Source organism: Halomonas bluephagenesis (assembly GCF_054790765.1).
Genome location: NZ_CP133631.1, coordinates 760,122 through 781,368 on the forward strand (window position 1 = coordinate 760,122; position 21,247 = coordinate 781,368).

Below are 21,247 nucleotides of genomic sequence, written 5' to 3' on the forward strand. Positions count from 1 at the left end.
CATACGCGCCACTTGCCCAGATGGCGGAATTGGTAGACGCGCTAGCTTCAGGTGCTAGTGTCCGTATGGACGTGGAGGTTCAAGTCCTCTTCTGGGCACCATCCTATATCGTGTTACCCCCTTTTCATGATGTAAAATGGTGCAGCGGCAAGCAGTAGTATTGGAAGTAGTGCTGAAAAATAGTACTGGACAATAGTACTAAAAAAAGCATCAGCAAAATGTTTGTATTCGCCCAGGTGGCGGAATTGGTAGACGCGCTAGCTTCAGGTGCTAGTGTCCGTATGGACGTGGAGGTTCAAGTCCTCTCCTGGGCACCATACGAATACAAACAGCAGTAAGATCAGTAGCAAAAATGATGTGCCCAGGTGGCGGAATTGGTAGACGCGCTAGCTTCAGGTGCTAGTGTCCGTATGGACGTGGAGGTTCAAGTCCTCTCCTGGGCACCACTTCAATGGTTTAATTCACATCATCTTTGATCAACATCCCACCATCTGCTTTTAGTAATTCATCTGCAATGCTTCCCTCTTAACGTTCTCACTGTTTATCTATAGAAACCCTAGTTTAAAAAATCTTACTTAAAAAACCGCTCAAGCGAATATCTTCGCTCTCACGGTATTTTTGCATTACTGGAAACGCCCAGGACGTCGCGCGACCTCTTCTAGCGCCCAGCCTTGAGTACGCAGTTGCCCTTCCAACACAGCTTCACGCTCTGCCGACAAATCAGGGAAGAAGTTCAGCCCTGTAAGCGACTCGATCTCATCGATAGTAACCAGATAATCGTCTAACGGCTCATTACCACGAACGTCTTGCGGCATGATAAAGGCAAGCGCCAGCGGTGCCTCTTCATTCGGTACAACGATGATCTTATAAAATGCTACTGGCACTTCCACAAAACCAACGCGATTAAATACATTGTCCATGAAGCGCTCTGGAAAAATGGGTCCAGTAATCACCTGCAAACGATCAAAGCGCGGTGCAAAATGATCCATCACTGATTCTTCAAGACGCTGCCACAGCTGGCGATTCAAATTAGGCCGCTGAGGCGTCATATTACTCATCAAGAAGGTATCGATCTGAGCATGACGGCCGTGTACCGCTGCAATGGCGTAGTTAGGTGCTAAGTGCCCGCGATCATAGCCACTGCCGGAATAGCTATCCGTACCTATTGGCCATAACGTGCGCCAGTCAGCTTTAAAATTAGGCCGCGGCCCAATACGAGTATCATCGGACACCGCTTCAACCTGATAACTGACCCAAAGTGGATTTGCCCGTATATCTGACCACCCCGCCAAGAAACCATCGTTTCTTAGCACACGGTGAAACGTTGTTGGATGCAACCCATCCCAAGTAGGCACCCCCATCCATGTATAGTCATCCTGATGTTGACGCCCCTGAAACTCCCAAAGCCCCGTTCCCACAATGACAAAAAGCACAGCGATACCGAGGCGTTTTCCCTGACGACGCCAGCGCGAAAGCGATTTTCCCAACAGTCTTACTCCCTATAGTAATGATTCTGCATCCTGCTTTTATGTCAGGTAATTTATCAGTTACCAGCCCAGGGAAAACATCGTTTCTAGGTCGTGACGGGAGTGCACCTGCATCGCATTCAGCGTTTCGGTATCGCTAATGCCCTCTACAGCGTTTAGACGCTCCGTGACCAGTTCAGCAAGGCTTTCAAAATCAGGGGTACGGGCAATAGCGACCAAATCATAGCGACCACACGTCGAATAGACTTCACTGATACCGTCTACATCAGCAAGGCGCTCAGCGACAGCTTTTACCTGACCTTTTTCAGTATTGATTAAAATCACAGCGTTTTGCATAGCACCCCCAACAACAGCGTTAATAACAATCTAATCGGCAAACCAGAGGCGAGTATAACAGGCTGTTTGCTAGGGCCAAGCTCCGCTCAATGGCGTGGCCAATTGTCGCGCTCCTCATAAGGTTATTCGCACTAATTTTGAGCATGCGCTAGCATGGACTGGAGAACTCCGGTTTATAAGATTTGTCGGAGTATTAGAGGTGGTTCACCACCCAATAACATAAGCAAAAACGTCAAACCGTGACGATAAGGAGACACCATGGCTAATCAGAGCCGTCGTAAGTTCATGCGTAACAGCGTAATGGGCCTCGCCGCCCTGCCATTTGGTGCTGGCATCCTGTCGAAGACTGCTTTTGCCCAGGAACTGCCTCGCCTTGATCCATCTAATTCTACCGCCCAGGCACTTAACTACGTTGAAGTAGCCAGTGACGCAAGCGATCACCCGGCCTATGAGGAAGGCGAACTGTGCTCAAACTGCATGTTTTTTAATGCAGAAAATGAAGGTTGCCAGCTGTTCCCGCAAAATAGCGTCGAGCCTGACGGCTGGTGCCAGTCCTGGACTGCCCAAGGCTGATGTTAATAGCCGACTAATTTTGGCGACACAATCAGGCTTGAACATTACCCCGCGCTTGCCGCGGGGTAATTATTTAGCTCTTAACTAACGTCGTTGCTCTCCTCTTCAATCGGCCACCGGTAACGACGCGTAACACGCCCCTCCTCCATTGAGACCAAGTGCACCGGAAACCCCCATAGCTGCTGCAAATGGCGAATCACCGGATATACGCTGCGACCAAGAGGCCGACGGCTATCTTGTACATGGTGTAAGGTCAACGAACGATCCCCCCGTATAGCCGCCTCGACAACTTGAATATTTGGCTCACGCACCGATAAGGCGTATTGGGTTGAAAGTGCCTCGCGTACTCGCCGATAACCTCGCTCATTATGAATTGCCGCCACTTCCAGTGTTTCCATCTGATCATCATCGACAATTAGGAACAGCTTGAGATCGCGCATCACTTTGGGGGATAAGAACTGCTGTATAAACGACTCATCCTTGAAATTGCGCATAGCAAACTCGACGGTATCGCGCCACGGACTACCGGCAATATCAGGGAACCACTCTCGATCTTCATCGGTTGGCGCGTCACAAATCCGTTTAATGTCCATAAAGATCGCAAAGCCCAGCGCATACGGATTAAGTCCGCTGTAGTGCGGGCTATCAAAGTCTGGCTGATTGATAACCGCTGCATGGGATTGCAAGAACTCCAGCATCAGGCCTTCATTCACCTTGCCTTCATCATATAAGCGGTTCATTAGCGTATAGTGCCAAAAGCAAGCCCACCCTTCGTTCATCACCTGTGTTTGCCGCTGGGGATAAAAATACTGCGCTAGCTTACGCACGATACGCACAATTTCACGCTGCCAGGGAGCCAGAAGCGGCGCGTTTTTTTCAATAAAGTAGAGCAAGTTCTCCTGGGGCTCGGAGGGATAAAGCCCTCCGCTATGCAGGCCAAGCGGATCTTCATCACTATGCAGACTACCCGGTAGTGGAGAAACGCCATTGGGCGCATCAGGAATCGTGCTCCATAACATATTGACCTGGGTTTGCAGGTAAGCCTCGCGCTCTTCTTGGCGCCTTACCTCCTCTTCAGCAGAAATAGGTGAGGGTCGCTTGTAGCGGTCTACACCATAGTTTTGTAGTGCGTGACAGGCATCTAACAATTGCTCGACCGCATGAACACCGTGGCGCTCTTCACACTGGGCAATATACTTACGAGCAAATACTAGGTAATCAACGATGGAATCGGCATCGGTCCAGGCGCGGAACAAGTAATTACCTTTAAAGAAAGAGTTATGCCCATAGCAGGCATGCGCAATGACCAATACCTGCATCATTAACGTGTTCTCTTCCATTAGATAGGCGATACATGGGTTGGAGTTAATCACCAACTCATAGGCGAGGCCCATCTGGCCGCGCTTATAGGCTTGCTCGACGGCAAGAAACTGCTTACCAAACGACCAGTGGTGATAACCTACCGGCATCCCTACGCTCGCGTAGGCATCCATCATCTGTTCGGTGGTAATCACTTCTATCTGATTGGGATAAGTATCTAGACGGTACTCATCGGCGAGCCTGGCGAGTTCTTCATCGAACCGTTCCAACACACTAAAATTCCAGTCGGAACCGGTCGCTATTGGCTTGCGGGCTACACTCATGGCGTACTCCTCGGTTCGCGTTACTGCTCTTGACTCAACCGACGTTTAAACAGTTCACGGAAGACGGGGTAGATATCCCCAGCATCAACAATTTGGCGCATCGCAAACCGTTCAGGAAACTGCGCGGCGACCGTTTCATATTCATGCCACAGCGACTGATGCTCATGAGGAGTAATTTCCACATACGCGTAGTACTGCAACTGCGGCATGAGCTGTTTAACCAGTAAGTCCCGGCAAATGTTCGAGTCATCATCCCAGTTGTCGCCGTCCGATGCCTGGGCGATATAGAGGTTCCACTGCTCGGCGGGGTAGCGTTTTTCGATGATTTTATTTACCAGGGTGAGCGCGCTGGAAACGATAGTGCCACCGGTTTCACGGGAGTAGAAAAACTCCTCCTCGTTTACCTCCCGAGCAGCCGTGTGGTGGCGCACAAACACTAGCTCTACTTTTTCGTAATGCTTTTCCAAAAACAGATAGAGCAATAAGAAAAACCGCTTAGCGATGTCTTTATGGTTTTGAGTCATGGAACCAGAAACGTCCATCACACAGAACATCACCGCTTGGCTCGAAGGCTGAGGCTGGGCCGACAGCTGGTGATAGCGCAGATCATAGGTATCGATAAACGGTACCCCTTCAATGCGCTTCTCCAACCGCTCTATTTCTGCCTTTAGCTCAACAATTCGTGCTGGGTTGCGCAACACCGGATCCTTACGCTCTTCCGCGGCGAGCGCCTCTTGAGCCTCTTTCAACGCACGCTTAATGGGTGCGCGCATAGCGATACGGCGCGCGTAGGCTTCGCGCATTGATCGGGTAATGCTAATTCGTGACGGCACCCCATCACGCGCCAGCCCCGCACGCACCATTTTTATCTCTTCAAGTGACTTCAATGGCTTTCGTTGCAAATGGGGCAACTCAAGACCATCAAACACAAACTCCAAAAACTCCTCGCGGCTTAGGGTGAATGCAAACTCGTCGTCACCTTCTCCTTGATTGGAAGCCCCCCCTTCGCCCGCGCCATCTCCGCCGCCCTGTCCGTTAGGGCGGCGAATTTTATCCCCCTCTAAAAACTCTTTATTCCCCGGCGAGACGATTTGTCGTGCTCCCCCTGGCCCGTGCTGAAACACGGGCTCAGAGATGTCCTTGGTAGGAATAGATACCTTCTCACCCCGCTCCATATCGGTAATGGAGCGGCGGTTAACCGCCTCCTCCACCGAACGCTTTATATGCTTGCGATAACGTTCCAAAAAGCGCTGCCGATTGACCGCGCTTTTATGCTTAGCGTTAGGCCTTCGATCAATAAAGTAGGTCATATGCCCTCCGATTATCCGCTACTGGGACTTGCGCACGCGTAGATACCACTCTGAAAGCAGCCGAACTTGTTTTTCGGTATAGCCACGATCAACCATGCGCGCCACAAAGTCCTCGTGCTTCTTCTGGTCTGACTTCGACGCCTTAGCATTAAACGAAATAACCGGTAACAGCTCTTCAGTATTAGCAAACATCTTATGTTCGATAACGCCTTTGAGCTTTTCATAAGACTGCCAGCTGGGGTTCATGCCATTATTTTGCGCACGCGCCCGCAATACGAAATTAACCACTTCGTGACGGAAGTCTTTCGGGTTAGAGATGCCCGCTGGTTTCTCAATTTTTTCCAGTTCGTCATTCAGCGACTGACGGTTCAACAATTCGCCCGTTTCGGGGTCGCGATACTCCTGATCCTGAATCCAGAAATCCGCATAGGTCACGTAGCGATCAAAGATGTTCTGCCCATACTCGCTGTAGGATTCCAAGTACGCCGTTTGGATTTCCTTACCAATGAAATCGACATAGCGCGGTGCCAGAAACTCTTTGATAAAGCCAATGTAGCGTTCAAACACCTCAGAAGGCAGTTGCTCACGCTCTAGTGCTTGCTCTAGCACATACAGCAAATGCACAGGGTTCGCGGCGACTTCAGTGCCGTCGAAGTTAAACACTTTAGAAAGTATCTTGAAGGCGAAACGAGTAGATAAGCCCTGCATGCCCTCATCTACACCTGCCGCATCACGATACTCCTGGATCGACTTCGCTCTAGGATCGGTATCTTTCAGGTTCTCGCCGTCGTACACACGCATCTTAGAATAGATGCTCGAGTTTTCGGGCACTTTTAGCCGCGAGAGCACTGAGAATTGCGCCAACATACGCAGCGTATCGGGGGCGCAGGGAGCTGCGTTAAGTGAGGAGTCTTCAAGCAATTTCTGGTAAATTTTGATCTCTTCGGAGACCCGCAGGCAGTAAGGCACTTTGACGATATAGACACGATCTAAAAACGCCTCGTTATTGCGGTTGTTGCGAAATGCCTGCCATTCCGATTCGTTAGAGTGGGCTAAAATCACACCGTCAAAAGGAATTGCCCCCATGCCTTCTGTGGGGTTGTAGTTGCCCTCCTGGGTGGCAGTAAGCAGCGGATGCAGCACCTTAATCGGCGCTTTAAACATCTCGACAAATTCCATCAGCCCCTGGTTAGCTCGGCAAAGCCCGCCAGAGAAGCTGTAGGCATCCGGGTCATCTTGAGAGTAAAGCTCTAACTGGCGAATATCGACTTTACCCACTAATGACGAAATGTCCTGATTATTTTCATCGCCAGGCTCGGTTTTAGAGATGGCAATTTGATTCAACCGCGAGGGATAAAGGCGTACCACCCGAAATTGGGAAATATCGCCGCCCGCCTCTTTTAAACGCTTAGCCGCCCAAGGTGACATCACGCTGCGTAGATGACGCTGGGGAATGCCGTATTCCTTCTCTAGCAGTTCGCCATCTTCTTCTGGCGAAAACAGCCCTAGCGGTGACTCGTACACCGGCGAGTCTTTAATGGCATAGAACGGGATACGCTCCATCAGCAACTTCAAACGCTCAGCTAACGACGACTTACCGCCCCCCACTGGCCCGAGTAGATAAAGAATCTGCTTACGCTCTCCCAGCCCCTGAGCCGCGTGACGGAAGTACGCCACAATTTGCTCAATGGCTTCTTCCATACCATGAAACTCAGCAAATGCAGGATAGCGGCGAATCACCTTGTTCGAAAAAATGCGTGATAGACGCGGGGCTTTCGCCGTGTCGATCACTTCAGGCTCGCCAATGGCCTCCAGCATACGCTCTGACGCGCTGGCATAAACCTTTGGGTCACGGCGACAAAGCGCCAGATACTCCTCTAGGCTCATGTCCTCTTGCTGAACGCGGGCAAATCGGTCTTGAACGTGATCAAAGATGCTCATGGAACTCTCCTGTGGCCCATCCCCCAGCAGCTACCGCCAAGCCCAAACATCAAGCGGTGTGCAATACGAGGTGTTGCTCTATCAGCGTAGTCAGCATTAGCAAAAAGTGATGACTAAACCTTCAACGCACAATTTTTAATAATTTGAGCACAGCGGAAGAGATTAAGTTGCGTTGAATACGTGATCATCATAAAAACGCTATTCAAAACGCACAGCGCCGCCTGACAGGCGGCGCAATAGCGGGAAACAACGCATCTAACAGACGTTGCTTAGAAAGTATTACTCCAGCACTTCTTTCACATCTGCCAACAGTTGATCCAGCAATTCAACGGTCGTGTTCCAAGCGCATACAAAACGCGCACCACCCGCTCCAATAAAGGTATAGAAAGTCCATCCTTTGGCTTTCAACGCCTCGATTGCATGAGGAGGAAATTCAACGAAAACACTATTGGCCTGGGTCGGAAACATCAGTGAAACGCCAGGTAGCGCCTGTAACCCTTCTGATAAATAACGCGCCATGGCATTGGCATGTTCAGCGTTGGTTAACCACGCACCGCTTTCCAATAACCCAAGCCACGGGGCGGAAACAAAGCGCATTTTAGAAGCCAACTGGCCTGCCTGCTTGCAGCGATAGGAAAAATCCTCAGCCAAATCGCGGTTAAAAAACAGAATCGCCTCACCAAACGCTAGTCCGTTCTTGGTTCCCGAAAAACACAACGCATCGACGCCTCCCTGCCACGTTAGCTCTGCGGGACTGGCATTGAGACTGGCACAGGCATTTGCGAACCGTGCGCCGTCCATGTGCAGGCGCAAATCATGCTTATCTGCCATAGCGCGTATTGCTAATAACTCTTCCCGAGAGTACACCGTGCCAACTTCTGTCGCTTGGGTAAGCGACACCACCTTAGGCTTGGGATAATGAATATCGCTACGCTTAGTGACCAGCGCTTCAATGCCCTGTGGCGTTAGCTTCCCGTTAGCCCCCGGAGAGGTCAGCAGTTTCGCACCGTTAGAAAAGAACTCAGGGCCACCACATTCATCGGTTTCAATGTGGGCCAATTCATGACAAATAACGCTGTGATAGCTGCGCCCCATTGCGGAAAGTGCCAGTGAGTTTGCTGCAGTACCATTGAACACAAAAAAAACGTCGCAATCGTAGTCAAACATTTCACGAAAACGATCTGCGGCGCGGGCAGTCCAACGATCGTTGCCGTAGGCCAAATCATCGGCTTGATTGGCTTCCAGCAGGTATTCCATTGCCTCTGGGCAGATACCTGAGGTGTTATCACTGGCTAAAAATCGTGGGGTACACTCCGAGGTCATGACGATAGTCCTTTTATCTGACGGTCGTACGGCGCAAGCTGGGTGCCACTCGCGCCTTAAATTGTTAACTGTGGTTAACAGCTACCTTGATCGACCAGTCTATCGCCATTTCAACGTTTACGTCACCCGCCCAACTCGCTTGGTTATATCATTTAACTACAGGGCAGCGGCAAGTCGTGTGCCTTGGTCGATGGCCCGCTTAGCGTCTAGCTCCGCTGCTTCATCGGCACCGCCAATCACATGAAAGCGTGCTCCCGACTGGCTTAAAGGCTCGATAAGCTCGCGAACTGACTCCTGCCCAGCACACACCACGACAGTGTCTACCGCCAGCACTTGTTCTTCACCATCCCGGCGAATGTGCAGCCCCGCATCATCAATTTTCAAATACTCGCAGCCAGTCAGCGTTTTAACGCCCCGCTGCTTTAGTGACGCGCGATGCACCCAGCCCGAGGTTTTGCCCAGGTTCTTACCCGGCTTAGAGCTTTTGCGCTGGAGCATAACAATGTCACGAGTAGAAACCGGCGGCATTGGCGGCTTTAGGCCGCCACGATCGCCCACGGCAAGGTCAACGCCCCACTCATCACACCAAGCTGCTACGTCCATTTCAGGATGCCCCTGATCGGCGAGCAGCTCTGATACATCAAACCCAATACCGCCGGCACCGATCACTGCCACACGCTGGCCCACTCGCTCGGGACGCTCAATGGCCTCAGCGTAGCTAAGCACACTGGCATGATCGGCACCTGGTAGTGCAAGTTCACGGGGGGTAACGCCGGTGGCAATCACTACCTCGTCAAACTCAGCTAATGTATCGTGGCTAGCCGCCGTATTGAGGCGAACGTCCACGGCGTATTTTTCTAGCATCACCCGGAAATAGCGCAGAGTTTCGTTAAATTCCTCTTTACCAGGAATTTTACGGGCGTAATTAAACTGCCCCCCTAGCTCACTGCGTCGCTCAAACAGCACCACATGATGCCCCCGGCTGGCAGCTGCCACAGCGGGAGCAAGCCCCGCTGGGCCACCGCCGACAACCGCTACCCGCTTTGGCGTTTTCGCGGGTTCAAGGGTTAACTCGGTTTCATGGCACGCCCTTGGGTTGACCAAGCATGACGTGAGTTTGCCCATAAAGGTGTGATCTAGGCAGGCTTGGTTACAGGCGATACAGGTATTGATTTCGTCTGAAAGACCCGCCTCAGCTTTACGCACCCATTCAGGGTCAGCCAAAAACGGGCGCGCCATCGACACCATATCCGCATGCCCATCTGCCAGCACGCGCTCGGCAACCTCGGGCATATTGATACGGTTGGTGGTGATCAACGGGATGGATAGTGCTGCTTTAATACGTTTGGTAACTTCGGTAAACGCTGCACGAGGTACGCTGGTTACAATGGTTGGCACCCGGGCTTCGTGCCAGCCAATACCGGTATTGATCACATTCGCGCCCGCGGCTTCAATGGCCTGACCAAGCTGCACCACTTCTTCCCACGTACTACCTTCTTCCACCAGATCAATCATCGACAGGCGAAAAATCATCAAAAAGCGCTCGCCCACTGCCGCGCGAATGCGTTTCACAATTTCAATCGGGAAGCGAATACGTCGCTCAAAATCACCGCCCCACTCATCATCACGCTGATTGGTGCGACGACAAATAAACTGGTTGATTAAGTAACCCTCTGAGCCCATTACCTCAACACCGTCATAGCCCGCCTGCTGGGCAAGCTGCGCGCAGCGTACATAGTCGTCAATCTGTTGCTCAACCTCATCGCCTGAAAGTGCCCGAGGCATAAACGGGTTGATCGGTGCCTGCAACGCAGAAGGGGCTACCAACTCTGGCGAATAGGCATAGCGCCCGGCATGGAGAATCTGCATACACAAATGCCCACCCGCGTCATGAACAGCATCAACAACGCGCTTATGCTCAGCTAGCTGAGACTCATCGGTAAGTGCATTCGCCCCTTGAAACACAGCGCCTTCAGCATTAGGAGCAATACCACCCGTCACAATCAGGCTAACACCCGCGCGAGCACGCTCGGCATAAAAGGCCGCTAGACGCTCAAAACCATTGGGGGCTTCTTCTAAATTGGTGTGCATTGACCCCATCAATACACGATTGGGCAGCGTTAAATGGCCAACGGTCAGCGATCGGAACAGATGCGGGTAAGCGGGCGTCTGGTTCATCACGGTACTCCTTTATATTGTTAAGAACATTCAAACAAGCGTATGACATACGCTGCCCGACGTACAGTCCTTTACACCCCTCAATCTGTCACCTTTTGGCCGCCTTGCAAAACCATTACCCATTGTGGCAAAGCACTTGCTCCTCTTGCGAAAGCACGTCACATTACCAGGCTAACGATAAGGGAACCCGCTATGCCATTGATTTACTTTTTACCTCCACTGGCCACGGTATTGATTTGGTCAGGGAACATGACAATTAACCAATTAACCGTGGGTGCCATTGCCCCCAGCAGTATCGCTTTTCTACGGTGGCTGCTGGCACTGGCAGTAATGACACCGTTTGTACTCCCTGCGGTATTACGTCATCGCGATGAAATACGCCGCCACTGGCCAAAACTGGCGCTGCTGGGATTACTTGGCATGGGGCTGTGGCAAGGGTTGGCCTATGTGGCCGCGGAAACAACGACCGCCACCAATATGGGTATTTTGGCTGCCATGGTGCCGCTTCTCACCGTATTGTTAAGCGCTCTGATCTTGCGCGAGCCGCCTACGCTTGGCGGTGTTGTCGGAGGTGTTTTGGCATTCATTGGCGTCACGGTATTGCTTGGGCGCGGCAACCCTTTGTCTCTGTTGCAATTACAGGTAGCCGCCGGTGACGCATTAATGGTAGTTGCCGCCACCTGCTACGCCCTTTACGGGGTAATGCTAAAGCGCTGGGCGATGAACCTACCCCCTTGGGTAATGCTCTATGCCCAGGTCTGCTTTGCGGTTTTATTCCTATTGCCGCCCTATTTAATGGGTCCCATGACACCGGTAGATAGCCACAATATATGGCTGATCCTTTACGCAGGCATTCCCGCCTCCATCATTACCACTTTTTTATGGATGCGCGCGGTGCGCCAAATCGGCGCGAACCAGTCGAGTATATTTATCAATTTGATGCCGCTATTTAGCGCCCTGATTGCCATGGCGTTTTTAGGGGAGCAGATCGCAGGGTTCCACTTTATGGGTGGGCTACTCATCCTTGCGGGGGTCATCATGGCGCAAACGCTGACACGCCCCCTGGTGCGTACTATCACGGCAGATAAAACGAGCAACGCACAGCAATGATACAATGGGCTAACTTCATTCGACGGCCGGGAACCCCTGAATATGTCCCTAGAAGAACTGCACCTTAATCTTCGCAACCTCACCAGCGATGACTACGAACAGCTCAAAACACTGATGGACGCGGTGTATCACGACATCGGCGGGGCGTGGCCAAAGCACACCATTGACAAGCTCATCCAGGAATTCCCTGATGGCCAAATTGCCATTGAGGACGATGGCATGCTGGTGGGCGTAGCGCTGACGGTACAAGTCGATTATGACGAGTTTTCCAACCCGCATAAATATGACGATCTGATCGGCCATCGCGAAACCATCCTTAACGATCAAGATGGCGATGCCATGTACGGGCTGGATGTGCTTATCCACCCCGACTACCGTGGCTACCGCTTGGGTCGGCGTTTATATGAAGCACGCAAAGAACTGTGCCGCTCGCACAACCTGCGTGCCATTCTGGCGGGTGGCCGCATTCCCGAGTACCACCAGCACGCTCAAGAACTTACCCCAGCAGAGTACATCGAAAAAGTCTCTCGTAAAGAGATTTACGACCCGATTTTATCGTTCCAATTAGCTAACGATTTCCAAGTAAAACGCTTACTGCGTAAGTACCTGCCAGAAGATGAGCAGTCTCGCGGCTATGCCACTCTTTTGGAGTGGAACAACATCCTGTTCGAGCCTGCTGAGAGCGTGCTAGATACCCGCCCGACTCAGGTACGAGTGGGAGCTGTACAGTGGCAGATGCGTGAGTTCGCTTCAGTGGAAGCGGCCCTTCAACAAATTGAGTACTTTGTTGACGCACTATCAGATTATCAAAGTGACTTTGCGGTATTTCCGGAGCTATTTAACGCACCGCTGATGGGTCTACAAGACCGCTCAGCCCAACAGGATCAAATGGGCGCGATTCGCTTTTTAGCGGGCTTCACTGAGCGTTTTAAAACCGAACTGTCGCGGATGGCGGTGTCGTATAACATCAACATCGTCGGTGGCTCCATGATTGAAGTCGGTGACGATGACCGGCTATACAATATTGCCTACCTGTTCCACCGAGACGGCGAAATCGAAAAGCAGTCGAAGCTGCATATCACGCCACAGGAGCGCCGCGACTGGGTAATCGAAGGCGGTGATAACCTCCAGGTCTTCGACACCGACGCAGGCCGCGTGGGCATTTTGATCTGCTACGACGTTGAGTTCCCGGAACTTGGCCGACTGCTAGCCGATCAGGATATGGATATTCTGTTTGTACCGTTCTGGACAGATACCAAAAATGGCTACCTGCGAGTGCGCCACTGCGCCCAAGCGCGTGCCATTGAAAACGAGTGCTATGTGGTGCTGTGCGGCAGCGTCGGCAACTTGCCTTCGATTGAAAACCTGGATATCCAGTATGCACAATCGGCGGTGTTCTCGCCGTCGGACTTCGCATTCCCCCACGATGCAGTGCTGGCGGAAACCACGCCTAACACCGAAATGATTTTCTTCTCGGATCTCGACCTGACCCGCCTCACGGTTGTCCGTGCCGAGGGCTCAGTGACCAACCTGAAAGACCGCCGCAAAGATCTATTTGACCTTCGCTGGCGCGACTGGTCCTGGAAGTCTGGGGCTAATCTGGAAGAGTAAACCAACAACGCCGCCCGAATGGGCGGCGTTGTTTTTAAAGCGCTTCTGGCTCAATCAGGCCACACAAGATGAGCGGGTACTCGCCCTTTACTATCAAACATGACGCCTTCATTACGCAGTTTCTGATGCTGACAATCAGCTCCGCCGTGATCGGCCAGCTTCAGCGAAGCTGCAATCACTCGGTGCCAGGGCAGTTGATGCCCCTCAGGTAAATGACGCATCGCCGAGCCTACCATGCGAGGCGTAGCCCCCTCGGTCATTGCCGCGATACGCCCATAGGTGGTTACCCGCCCAGCAGGAATCTGATCAACAATAGTATAAATCTGTTCGAGCAGTTCTGGGCGTGGCATTGTTATCTCTCATAAATCAACGTTTTACTAGAGTGTTTCGACCAGTTGATCGATGGCTTGGAACGCTTCTTTTAGCGCAGCATCACGCTGAGCGTCGCCCATATTCAATCCTTCCGCAAAGACCACATCCACATCGCTAATGCCCATTAAACCGAGCATGGTTTTTAGATGTGGCGTCTGGCTATCTAATTCAGTCCCCGCGTATTGGCCACCGCGAGCAGCTAAAATAATCGCACGCTTACCTTCAATCAAACCTTGCGGACCGTTTTCAGTGTAGCGGAAGGTTTCACCAGCGCGCAGCACGCGGTCAAACCACGCTTTCAACTGGGAAGGAATACCCAAATTATACAGCGGGACCGCCAATACCAGGACATCATTCGCCCGTAACTCTGCCAACAATTCGTCAGAGTGGGCTGCCAATGCCTGCTGTTCAGTGCTGCGCTCTTCTGCTGGCGTCTGCCATGCACCAAGTTCTTCAATCGCAAGGTGCGGTAACGCGTTAGCTACCACATCACGATGGGTAACCATTACATCGCGCTCTTCCGTTTTAGCTTTAAAATGGTTGGCTAACGCATTGGACTGGCTGTTCTCGCCTAGAATAGAAGAAGTTACAAGCAGTGCACGAGTGGTCATTGAGAATTTCCTAACGTATCAGTGGGAGCAATGAAGGCTATTTTACGGCGCTTTTCAATTAACAAAAGCGCAACGTTTCTCCTATCTCATTCGAAAAAATCGAATTAAAAATAATAAAAAGCCCCGCTCTGCTGTGCTCGCAGTAGCGGGGCTTTCGTCTATCACGTCAAAAAATAGCGCTTATTTCCGCTTTGGCCACGCGTTAGGATCTACCTTGTTTACCAATTTAGGAAATTTACTTGGATCAAATACAGGCTCTTGACCCGCTTTCAATTGAGCGTCGTAATCACGGAACAGTGCGAAGGCAATCGGCGACAGCAGCAGAATAGCCACTAAGTTAATCACTGCCATCATACCCATGGAAAGATCGGCAAAATTCCAGATAGCACCCAAACTGGCAACCGAGCCCACCATCACCATGCCCAGAACTGCCAAACGGTAAATCAGTACGGCAACAGGCGCACGACGGCCTGCCAAGTACTCAATATTAGATTCACCGTAAGAGTAGTTAGCAATTACCGAGGTAAATGCAAACAGCAAGATCGCAACGGCAATAAACATACCGCCCCAGTCACCCACATGGCTAGAGAGTGCCATCTGGGTAAGTTGAATACCGTTGTTTTCCTCGCCAGCTAGCAGTTCAGGCCCGGCCATAATGATGATGGCCGCAGTGGCGGTACAAATGACCAAAGTATCTAAGAACACGCCCAGCATTTGAATAAAACCCTGGGCAGCGGGATGATCTGGCCGTGTACTGGCAGTCGCGGCAGGATTAGGCGCCGAGCCCATGCCGGCCTCGTTGGAAAACAAGCCACGCTGAATACCGTTCATAATGGCTTGGGAAATGGCGTAACCCATTGCGCCACCGGCCGCCTGCTCTAAGCCAAAGGCACTTTTAATAATGGTCATAAAGGCCGCGGGCAAGTCGCTAATATTGAGTGCAACCACCGCCAGTGCTAATACTAAGTACAAGAGTGCCATCAGCGGCACCACTAGCTCGGCCACTTTAGCAATCGACTTTAGGCCGCCAAAGATAATGGGGGCAACTACCGCCATTAGGACTAACCCCATGGCCCAGGTGGGAATGGCAAATGCCTGTTCCATGGCCTGGGCGATGGAGTTGGCCTGTACGCTGTTAAACGCCAACCCAAACGCGATAATCAAGCAGATCGAAAACAGTACTGCCAGCCAACGTAATCCCAAGCCACGCTCAATATAACGGGCAGGACCACCACGGAACGTGTTATCACCGTGATCGACTTTATAAGCCTGTGCCAGAGTGGACTCCACAAAACTTGTCGCCATACCCACCATGGCGGTCATCCACATCCAGAAAATCGCGCCGGGACCACCAAAATAAATCGCTACCGCCACACCAGCTAGGTTACCAGTACCTACCCGTGCTGCCAGGCTGGTGGAAAGTGCCTGGAAGGAAGAAATGCCGCCGTTAGATTGGCGCGAACTGCGCAACAGTTTGAACATGTGCCCGAAATAACGTACTTGGATACCGCGGGTCATGACGGTGAAGTAGAGGCCAGCACCGATTAGCAGGTAAATCAGCACACTGCCCCATAGTAACCCGTTGCCGCGATCAACCATCGCCGTCAACAGGGGGGGAATAGTAAAATCCATAGGTAACACGCCTTTTTTACAGTTATTAAAACAGTGGAGGCGCATCATTCTTCACGGCTGCACCAAAATGGCAAGAAAAATGGAAAAATAGTGTGTTTACTAGGCCTACGTTCGAATTATCACTAGCGACCAGTTAGCGTCACTAAAATGCGGCGCGCACCTCCTTGCTCTCGGTGCTCACCTAACCACAACCCCTGCCAAGTGCCCAGCGCCAAACGGCCATCACGTATGGCTAGCGTAAGCTGAGTACCCAGCAAGCTTGATGCCACATGGGCAGGCATATCGTCTGGCCCTTCCAGCGTATGACGGAAATAGTTCAGCCCTTCGGGCACTAAGCGGCGAATAAAGGCATCTAGGTCGTGACGGGCGTCAGGATCAGAATTTTCATTTAGAGTAAGCGAAGCAGAAGTATGCATTAGCTGCAGGTGCAGTAGTCCTTGACTGCACTCAGCCAAGCACGGCAGTGCCCTGGCTACTTCATTTGTAATCAGATGAAAGCCCCTGGGCATTTCCGGTAAGTGAATCTCTTGTTGATGCCACATAAACACTCCTTTGTTGCCGGGATTGTAAGAGGTTATTGAGTACAGAAATACCATAGCCTATTTCCGCCTACTTCCGGCAAAAGAGACGCCAAAGGCAACCGTTCATAGCGCTTATTTCGCCATACTGATAGATTTAACACTTATATACCATGCTGTAATTAGGAGCGTGCAATGCTCACTTCCGCACGAATATCTGGGAAGAAGGCGGGAAAAGTCGCTGGGTTTATGGCCTTCAGCAGTCTTGTATTAACGGGCTGCACCGGCATTCCTGACGGCACTGAACCCGTCACAGGCTTTGAACTTAACCGCTATTTAGGTCAATGGTATGAAATCGCCCGCCTGGATCACTCCTTTGAGCGTGACTTAGACTGCGTAACGGCTAGCTACAGCCTGCGTGACGACGGCGGCGTGCGCGTTATCAACCGTGGGTACAACCTTACAGAACAAGAATGGAATGAAGCCGAAGGCCGTGCTTACTTTATTGACGATGAAAACGTCGGGCGGTTAAAAGTCAGTTTCTTTGGCCCTTTCTACGGCGGCTACAACATTCTAGAACTGGATAATGACTACCAATGGGCGCTGGTGTCAGGCCCGAACCGCGACTACCTATGGATTCTCTCCCGCACGCCAACCATGGATAGCGCACAGAAAGAGCGCCTGCGCCAACGCGCTACCGAGCTTAACTTCCCCACCGATGAATTGATTGACGTCGTACAAGATCAAACCTGCCCCGAACGCTAATAACAGAAGGAGCCACTATGGCCCACCGCATTGCAGTCATTGCTGGCGACGGTATTGGCACCGAAGTGATGCCCGAAGGCATTCGCGCCCTGGAAGCTGCCGCAAAGCGTTTCAACATTGACCTAGCATTCACAACGTTTGAATTTGGCAGTTGTGACTACTACTTAGAGCACGGCAAAATGCTGCCCGACGACTGGTTCGAGCAGCTCAAGGATTTTGATGCGCTGTTTTACGGTGCTGTCGGCTGGCCCGATAAAGTACCTGACCATATTTCGCTATGGGGCTCGCTACTGCAGTTTCGCCGCCAATTTGACCAGTACATCAACTTGCGCCCCTGCAAACTCATGCCCGGCATCAAAAGCCCATTAGCAGGTCGTGAGCCAGGCGATATCGACTTTTACGTGGTGCGCGAAAACACCGAAGGAGAATATTCAAGTGTCGGTGGCAAGATGTTCGAAGGCACCGAGCGTGAAATTGTCCTTCAAGAGACGGTGATGAGCCGCGTCGGCGTTGATCGGGTGCTGAAATATGCGTTTGACCTTGCTCAAACCCGCCCGCGCAAAAAACTCACCTCAGCCACCAAGTCCAACGGCATCTCAATCACCATGCCCTACTGGGATGAGCGGGTTGCCGAAATGGCTAAGCAGTATCCCGACATTGCAGTGGATAAATTCCACATCGATATTCTGACCGCTAACTTTGTACTCCACCCAGACTGGTTTGATGTGGTGGTCGGCAGCAATCTGTTTGGCGATATTCTTTCAGACCTTGGCCCCGCCTGCACGGGCACCATCGGCATTGCGCCTTCTGCCAATATCAACCCAGAAGGCAAATTCCCCAGCTTGTTTGAACCGGTTCACGGCAGTGCACCAGACATCGCAGGCAAAGGGATTGCCAACCCCATTGGCCAAATCTGGTCAGGTGCCATGATGCTAGAGCACCTGGGCTATCAAGAAGCCGCCGATACGATGGTAAAAGTTATTGAAGATGTATTGAGCGAAGGCAATAACCAAGTGCTCACCCGCGATATTGGCGGGCAAGGTAATACGTTAAGCCTAGGCCAGGCGATTGCTGAACGTATTGGCGGCTAACAAAAATGCCTCACTGTAAAAACAGTGAGGCATTGCGCTTCTAGGGTGTTGGTAGACGGGGTTAGCTCGCCAGCTTCGCAGCAATTTCCGCGACATGCTTACCTTGGAAACGGGCAATTTTCAGTTCGCGATCGTCTGGCTGACGTGAACCGTCGCCGCCAGCTAGCGTGGCAGCGCCATAGGGTGTTCCACCGCTCACCTTGGAGATATCAAACTGCTCTTCAATACCATAGCCAATCGGCACAATGACCATGCCGTGGTGGGCCAGCGTCGTCCAGGTGGAGGTAATAGTCATTTCATCACCGCCGCCGGTCCCGGTAGAGGTAAACACACTAGCCACCTTGCCACGCAGCGCGCCATTGGCCCACAGCCCACCGGTTTGATCTAAGAAAGTACGCATCTGACCCGCCATATTGCCAAACCGCGTAGGGGTGCCGAAAATAACCGCGTCGTAATCCGCAAGCTCCTGAGGAGTCGCCTCTGGCGTAGTGAAGTCCTGCTTACCACCTGCATTTTTGAATGCTTCTTCTGGCATGGTTTCGGGGACACGCTTAACAGTAACCTCAACCCCATCAACGCTTTTCGCGCCCTCCGCCACCGCAGCAGCTAACGTATCTATATGGCCGTACATGGAATAATAAAGAACCAATACCTTTGTCATTACTCACTCCTTGCAGTGTTGTCTAATCATGTTATCTGGTAGTGCTGTTAATAGTGCTAACCATTAGGGCTGTGTCTCACATGTCTTAGGCTTACCGAAGTTTGTTAACAACATAGCTCAGCTCAGCGTAGAAAAAAGCGAATGTTTTCGATGCCCTCCTTCGATTTTGTCGATGGACACCCCCCGTTCTCGCCTTGCGCTTTCAGCGCTTCAGCACTAGCTTTTCTACATCTATCTATTTTGCATTCATCTTGTTCAACAGTTTCCGCTACCAAAACAGCATCGGAGAAAGACCCCGAAGAATCCCCTAAGAGCAGCCACGGAGACAGGCATGACGATTTTCGAAGTATTACGAAAAGATCACGACATCCAGCGGGATTTATTGTCACGCCTGGTAGAAACCCAAGGCGATAGCGAAGAGCGCGATAAGCTCTATCAAAAAGTGCGTGCCGAACTTAAATACCATGCCAACGCCGAAGAACGCTCACTCTATATCCCCATGATGGATATCGATCTAACCCAGGAAAAAGCTCGCCATAGTGTCGCAGAGCACCATGAAATTGATGAAATGTTAGAGCTCCTCGACGATACCGAATACAGCGCAACGAACTGGTTAACCCACGCCAAGCAGTTACAGCATTTAGTCACCCACCATCTGGATGAAGAGGAACAAGAGGTGTTTCAACTGGCAGGCCGTGGCCTAAAAGAACAGCAAAAGTCGTCGCTTGCCACACAATATCAATCAGAAATGAAGCGACAACGCTCAGAATAAACGAATAAATTTAGCAAAAGCTAAACATGAAAACGCTTATGCAATACTGCGCATAAGCGTTTTTTTATCGATGAATTTTCATGTTCGCACCTGCGTTTTTCATGCTATCGACGTCCCCCCCTGTGGTTAAGCTTCATCATGTTAAAGGTACAGCATTACAAAAAGCTGACGCTCCCTGCTCAAGGAAAACTTCATGCTTGGCCAATGGCTTGATTGGACACTCGATGACAAACACCCTTCTCCGCGGTCAGGCCGCTTTGGCAGCGGCACCTACCAATTGCATGCACCGGGTATCTTAGAGATAACTCCGGCAGCCATTCACCCAGCGGCTCACGCCTGCGTGTTTTCAGCCGCGATACACGGTAACGAAACAGCCCCCGTGGAACTACTGGGTAACTGGCTATCTGCGGTAGAGGCAGGCACGGTAACCATTGGAGCCCCCGTGCTAGTGATTTTAGGCAATATTCCTGCCCTAAAGACCCAGCAACGGTTTATTACGACTAACCTCAACCGCCTATTTCAGCGCGAATTGTCCGACACAGGCGAAGAACCTGATCGGGCTCGCGAGCTAATGTCTGCAGTAGATGCCTTTTATGATCGTCATCAGGCACTTCCCAAACTTCACTACGATTTACACACGGCTATTCGCGGCAGCCTCTACACTCGCTTCGTCGTAGAGCCCTACGCGGAAACCGTGATCGACCCAGAGCACTGGGAATGGCTCGCAGCGGCGGATATGCAAGCGGTGCTACACCAGCACCAGCATAGCTGGACGTTTTCTCACTATAGTAAGCACTTCCACGCAGCCCAAGCCTTCACCTTCGAGTTAGGCCGAGTTGCACCGTTTGGAGAAAACGATATGGCTGCATTAGCGCCAATGTTAACGCTTATTAGCGCTCTTAGCGCTGGGGAACAGCCACCTAAAAAGCCTGCTGAAACAATGACGTTTTTCCAAGTTCAACATGAACTAATGCGTCAGGCGGAAACATTTAGTCTCTGTTTTGACGAAGACGTCCCCAATTTCAGCCGCTTTGAGCCGGGCACTTGTCTCGCAAAAGATAGCGTAGCGGGTGATTTTATTGTTGGAGACGCGCCACTGCATGTGGTATTTCCGAATGCAAAGGTAGAAATTGGCGCGCGGGCAGCGCTGCTGGTTGTTCCTACCCACGCCAGCTAACGATTCACACGCTATTACCAAGCAAAAACTGTTAAAAACTGCTTTAACAACAATAACGTAGAGGCTATTCCAGGCTTAGCAATGTGCATTAAAACGAACGTTTTTCTTATTTATCACATAAGGAAAGCACGCAATA

Annotated in this window: 19 protein-coding genes and 3 tRNA genes; 10 read left to right on the top strand and 12 right to left on the bottom strand. The window is 51.4% G+C overall.

The window, feature by feature from the left end; all coding sequences use genetic code 11:
* The first annotated feature begins 14 nt into the window (after positions 1 to 14).
* The 3 genes from REH51_RS03375 to REH51_RS03385 all read left to right on the top strand — a co-directional run bounded on the left by REH51_RS03375 (position 15) and on the right by REH51_RS03385 (position 446).
* Positions 15 to 101 (top strand) — tRNA-Leu (locus REH51_RS03375).
* 129 nt (positions 102 to 230) lie between these two features.
* Positions 231 to 317, top strand: a tRNA-Leu gene (locus tag REH51_RS03380).
* 42 nt (positions 318 to 359) lie between these two features.
* A tRNA-Leu gene (locus REH51_RS03385) sits at positions 360 to 446 on the top strand.
* A gap of 177 nt (positions 447 to 623) precedes the next feature.
* Here REH51_RS03385 and REH51_RS03390 read toward each other — a convergent pair.
* Together REH51_RS03390 and REH51_RS03395 are read right to left on the bottom strand one after the other, a co-directional pair.
* Positions 624 to 1,487, bottom strand: a complete 864-nt coding sequence (locus REH51_RS03390) for a DNA/RNA non-specific endonuclease (RefSeq protein WP_009721676.1) — start codon at positions 1,485 to 1,487, stop codon at positions 624 to 626.
* A 60-nt stretch (positions 1,488 to 1,547) separates the two neighbouring features.
* On the bottom strand, positions 1,548 to 1,823 hold the full coding sequence (locus REH51_RS03395) for an Lrp/AsnC family transcriptional regulator (protein WP_009721675.1): 276 nt from the start codon (positions 1,821 to 1,823) through the stop codon (positions 1,548 to 1,550).
* 258 nt (positions 1,824 to 2,081) lie between these two features.
* Between REH51_RS03395 and REH51_RS03400 the strand changes: the two genes are divergently transcribed.
* Entirely contained in the window at positions 2,082 to 2,396 is a 315-nt protein-coding gene (locus REH51_RS03400; RefSeq protein ID WP_009721674.1) for a high-potential iron-sulfur protein, read from the top strand.
* An 80-nt stretch (positions 2,397 to 2,476) separates the two neighbouring features.
* Here REH51_RS03400 and REH51_RS03405 read toward each other — a convergent pair whose 3' ends face one another.
* The 5 genes from REH51_RS03405 to REH51_RS03425 all read right to left on the bottom strand — a co-directional run bounded on the left by REH51_RS03405 (position 2,477) and on the right by REH51_RS03425 (position 10,791).
* A complete protein-coding gene (locus tag REH51_RS03405) occupies positions 2,477 to 4,039 on the bottom strand; it encodes a SpoVR family protein (protein ID WP_009721673.1) in 1,563 nt (520 codons plus the stop codon).
* Positions 4,040 to 4,059: 20 nt separating this feature from the next.
* Positions 4,060 to 5,349 (bottom strand): YeaH/YhbH family protein, encoded by a 1,290-nt coding sequence (locus tag REH51_RS03410; protein WP_009721672.1) that lies wholly within the window; start codon positions 5,347 to 5,349, stop codon positions 4,060 to 4,062.
* A gap of 18 nt (positions 5,350 to 5,367) precedes the next feature.
* Positions 5,368 to 7,290 (bottom strand): PrkA family serine protein kinase, encoded by a 1,923-nt coding sequence (locus REH51_RS03415; protein WP_498936854.1) that lies wholly within the window; start codon positions 7,288 to 7,290, stop codon positions 5,368 to 5,370.
* A 279-nt stretch (positions 7,291 to 7,569) separates the two neighbouring features.
* Positions 7,570 to 8,613, bottom strand: a complete 1,044-nt coding sequence (locus REH51_RS03420; RefSeq protein ID WP_498936856.1) for a threonine aldolase family protein — start codon at positions 8,611 to 8,613, stop codon at positions 7,570 to 7,572.
* A gap of 156 nt (positions 8,614 to 8,769) precedes the next feature.
* Positions 8,770 to 10,791 carry an oxidoreductase gene (locus tag REH51_RS03425; protein WP_498936858.1) on the bottom strand — a complete coding sequence of 674 codons (2,022 nt, stop codon included), beginning with the start codon at positions 10,789 to 10,791 and terminating at the stop codon, positions 8,770 to 8,772.
* Positions 10,792 to 10,983: 192 nt separating this feature from the next.
* On the opposite strand from REH51_RS03425, the gene REH51_RS03430 reads away from it, so the two are divergent.
* Positions 10,984 to 11,901: a DMT family transporter gene (locus REH51_RS03430; protein WP_009721668.1), complete on the top strand. Its 918-nt coding sequence runs from the start codon at positions 10,984 to 10,986 to the stop codon at positions 11,899 to 11,901.
* A gap of 42 nt (positions 11,902 to 11,943) precedes the next feature.
* Positions 11,944 to 13,512, top strand: a complete 1,569-nt coding sequence (locus REH51_RS03435; RefSeq protein WP_009721667.1) for a carbon-nitrogen hydrolase family protein — start codon at positions 11,944 to 11,946, stop codon at positions 13,510 to 13,512.
* Between the two features lie 50 nt (positions 13,513 to 13,562).
* On the opposite strand, the gene REH51_RS03440 is transcribed toward REH51_RS03435, so the two are convergent.
* From REH51_RS03440 to REH51_RS03455, 4 genes are all read right to left on the bottom strand, one after another.
* The gene (locus REH51_RS03440; RefSeq protein WP_009721666.1) at positions 13,563 to 13,862 is read right to left on the bottom strand and encodes an MGMT family protein; all 300 of its coding nucleotides are present in this window, start codon (positions 13,860 to 13,862) and stop codon (positions 13,563 to 13,565) included.
* 27 nt (positions 13,863 to 13,889) lie between these two features.
* Positions 13,890 to 14,495 (bottom strand): FMN-dependent NADH-azoreductase, encoded by a 606-nt coding sequence (locus tag REH51_RS03445; protein ID WP_009721665.1) that lies wholly within the window; start codon positions 14,493 to 14,495, stop codon positions 13,890 to 13,892.
* Between the two features lie 180 nt (positions 14,496 to 14,675).
* Positions 14,676 to 16,127: an alanine/glycine:cation symporter family protein gene (locus REH51_RS03450; protein WP_498936860.1), complete on the bottom strand. Its 1,452-nt coding sequence runs from the start codon at positions 16,125 to 16,127 to the stop codon at positions 14,676 to 14,678.
* 122 nt (positions 16,128 to 16,249) lie between these two features.
* Positions 16,250 to 16,669 carry a secondary thiamine-phosphate synthase enzyme YjbQ gene (locus REH51_RS03455; protein WP_009721663.1) on the bottom strand — a complete coding sequence of 140 codons (420 nt, stop codon included), beginning with the start codon at positions 16,667 to 16,669 and terminating at the stop codon, positions 16,250 to 16,252.
* A 171-nt stretch (positions 16,670 to 16,840) separates the two neighbouring features.
* Here REH51_RS03455 and REH51_RS03460 point away from each other — a divergent pair, with 171 nt between their 5' ends.
* Positions 16,841 to 17,410, top strand: a complete 570-nt coding sequence (locus tag REH51_RS03460) for a lipocalin family protein (protein ID WP_009721662.1) — start codon at positions 16,841 to 16,843, stop codon at positions 17,408 to 17,410.
* 17 nt (positions 17,411 to 17,427) lie between these two features.
* On the top strand, positions 17,428 to 18,501 hold the full coding sequence (locus REH51_RS03465) for a tartrate dehydrogenase (RefSeq protein ID WP_009721661.1): 1,074 nt from the start codon (positions 17,428 to 17,430) through the stop codon (positions 18,499 to 18,501).
* A gap of 61 nt (positions 18,502 to 18,562) precedes the next feature.
* On the opposite strand, the gene wrbA is transcribed toward REH51_RS03465, so the two are convergent.
* A complete protein-coding gene (wrbA, locus tag REH51_RS03470) occupies positions 18,563 to 19,162 on the bottom strand; it encodes an NAD(P)H:quinone oxidoreductase (protein WP_009721660.1) in 600 nt (199 codons plus the stop codon).
* A 331-nt stretch (positions 19,163 to 19,493) separates the two neighbouring features.
* On the opposite strand from wrbA, the gene REH51_RS03475 reads away from it, so the two are divergent.
* Positions 19,494 to 19,934 (top strand): hemerythrin domain-containing protein, encoded by a 441-nt coding sequence (locus REH51_RS03475; protein ID WP_009721659.1) that lies wholly within the window; start codon positions 19,494 to 19,496, stop codon positions 19,932 to 19,934.
* A 193-nt stretch (positions 19,935 to 20,127) separates the two neighbouring features.
* Entirely contained in the window at positions 20,128 to 21,111 is a 984-nt protein-coding gene (locus REH51_RS03480) for a succinylglutamate desuccinylase (RefSeq protein ID WP_009721658.1), read from the top strand.
* Positions 21,112 to 21,247 lie beyond the last annotated feature (136 nt).

Coding starts and splice junctions, on each gene's coding strand:
- REH51_RS03395 (WP_009721675.1), bottom strand. CDS start 1,823: ATGCAAAACGCTGTGATTTTAATCAATACTGAAAAAGGTCAGGTAAAA.
- REH51_RS03400 (WP_009721674.1), top strand. CDS start 2,082: ATGGCTAATCAGAGCCGTCGTAAGTTCATGCGTAACAGCGTAATGGGC.
- REH51_RS03405 (WP_009721673.1), bottom strand. CDS start 4,039: ATGAGTGTAGCCCGCAAGCCAATAGCGACCGGTTCCGACTGGAATTTT.
- REH51_RS03410 (WP_009721672.1), bottom strand. CDS start 5,349: ATGACCTACTTTATTGATCGAAGGCCTAACGCTAAGCATAAAAGCGCG.
- REH51_RS03415 (WP_498936854.1), bottom strand. CDS start 7,290: ATGAGCATCTTTGATCACGTTCAAGACCGATTTGCCCGCGTTCAGCAA.
- REH51_RS03420 (WP_498936856.1), bottom strand. CDS start 8,613: ATGACCTCGGAGTGTACCCCACGATTTTTAGCCAGTGATAACACCTCA.
- REH51_RS03425 (WP_498936858.1), bottom strand. CDS start 10,791: ATGAACCAGACGCCCGCTTACCCGCATCTGTTCCGATCGCTGACCGTT.
- REH51_RS03430 (WP_009721668.1), top strand. CDS start 10,984: ATGCCATTGATTTACTTTTTACCTCCACTGGCCACGGTATTGATTTGG.
- REH51_RS03435 (WP_009721667.1), top strand. CDS start 11,944: ATGTCCCTAGAAGAACTGCACCTTAATCTTCGCAACCTCACCAGCGAT.
- REH51_RS03440 (WP_009721666.1), bottom strand. CDS start 13,862: ATGCCACGCCCAGAACTGCTCGAACAGATTTATACTATTGTTGATCAG.
- REH51_RS03445 (WP_009721665.1), bottom strand. CDS start 14,495: ATGACCACTCGTGCACTGCTTGTAACTTCTTCTATTCTAGGCGAGAAC.
- REH51_RS03450 (WP_498936860.1), bottom strand. CDS start 16,127: ATGGATTTTACTATTCCCCCCCTGTTGACGGCGATGGTTGATCGCGGC.
- REH51_RS03455 (WP_009721663.1), bottom strand. CDS start 16,669: ATGTGGCATCAACAAGAGATTCACTTACCGGAAATGCCCAGGGGCTTT.
- REH51_RS03460 (WP_009721662.1), top strand. CDS start 16,841: ATGCTCACTTCCGCACGAATATCTGGGAAGAAGGCGGGAAAAGTCGCT.
- REH51_RS03465 (WP_009721661.1), top strand. CDS start 17,428: ATGGCCCACCGCATTGCAGTCATTGCTGGCGACGGTATTGGCACCGAA.
- wrbA (WP_009721660.1), bottom strand. CDS start 19,162: ATGACAAAGGTATTGGTTCTTTATTATTCCATGTACGGCCATATAGAT.
- REH51_RS03475 (WP_009721659.1), top strand. CDS start 19,494: ATGACGATTTTCGAAGTATTACGAAAAGATCACGACATCCAGCGGGAT.
- REH51_RS03480 (WP_009721658.1), top strand. CDS start 20,128: ATGCTTGGCCAATGGCTTGATTGGACACTCGATGACAAACACCCTTCT.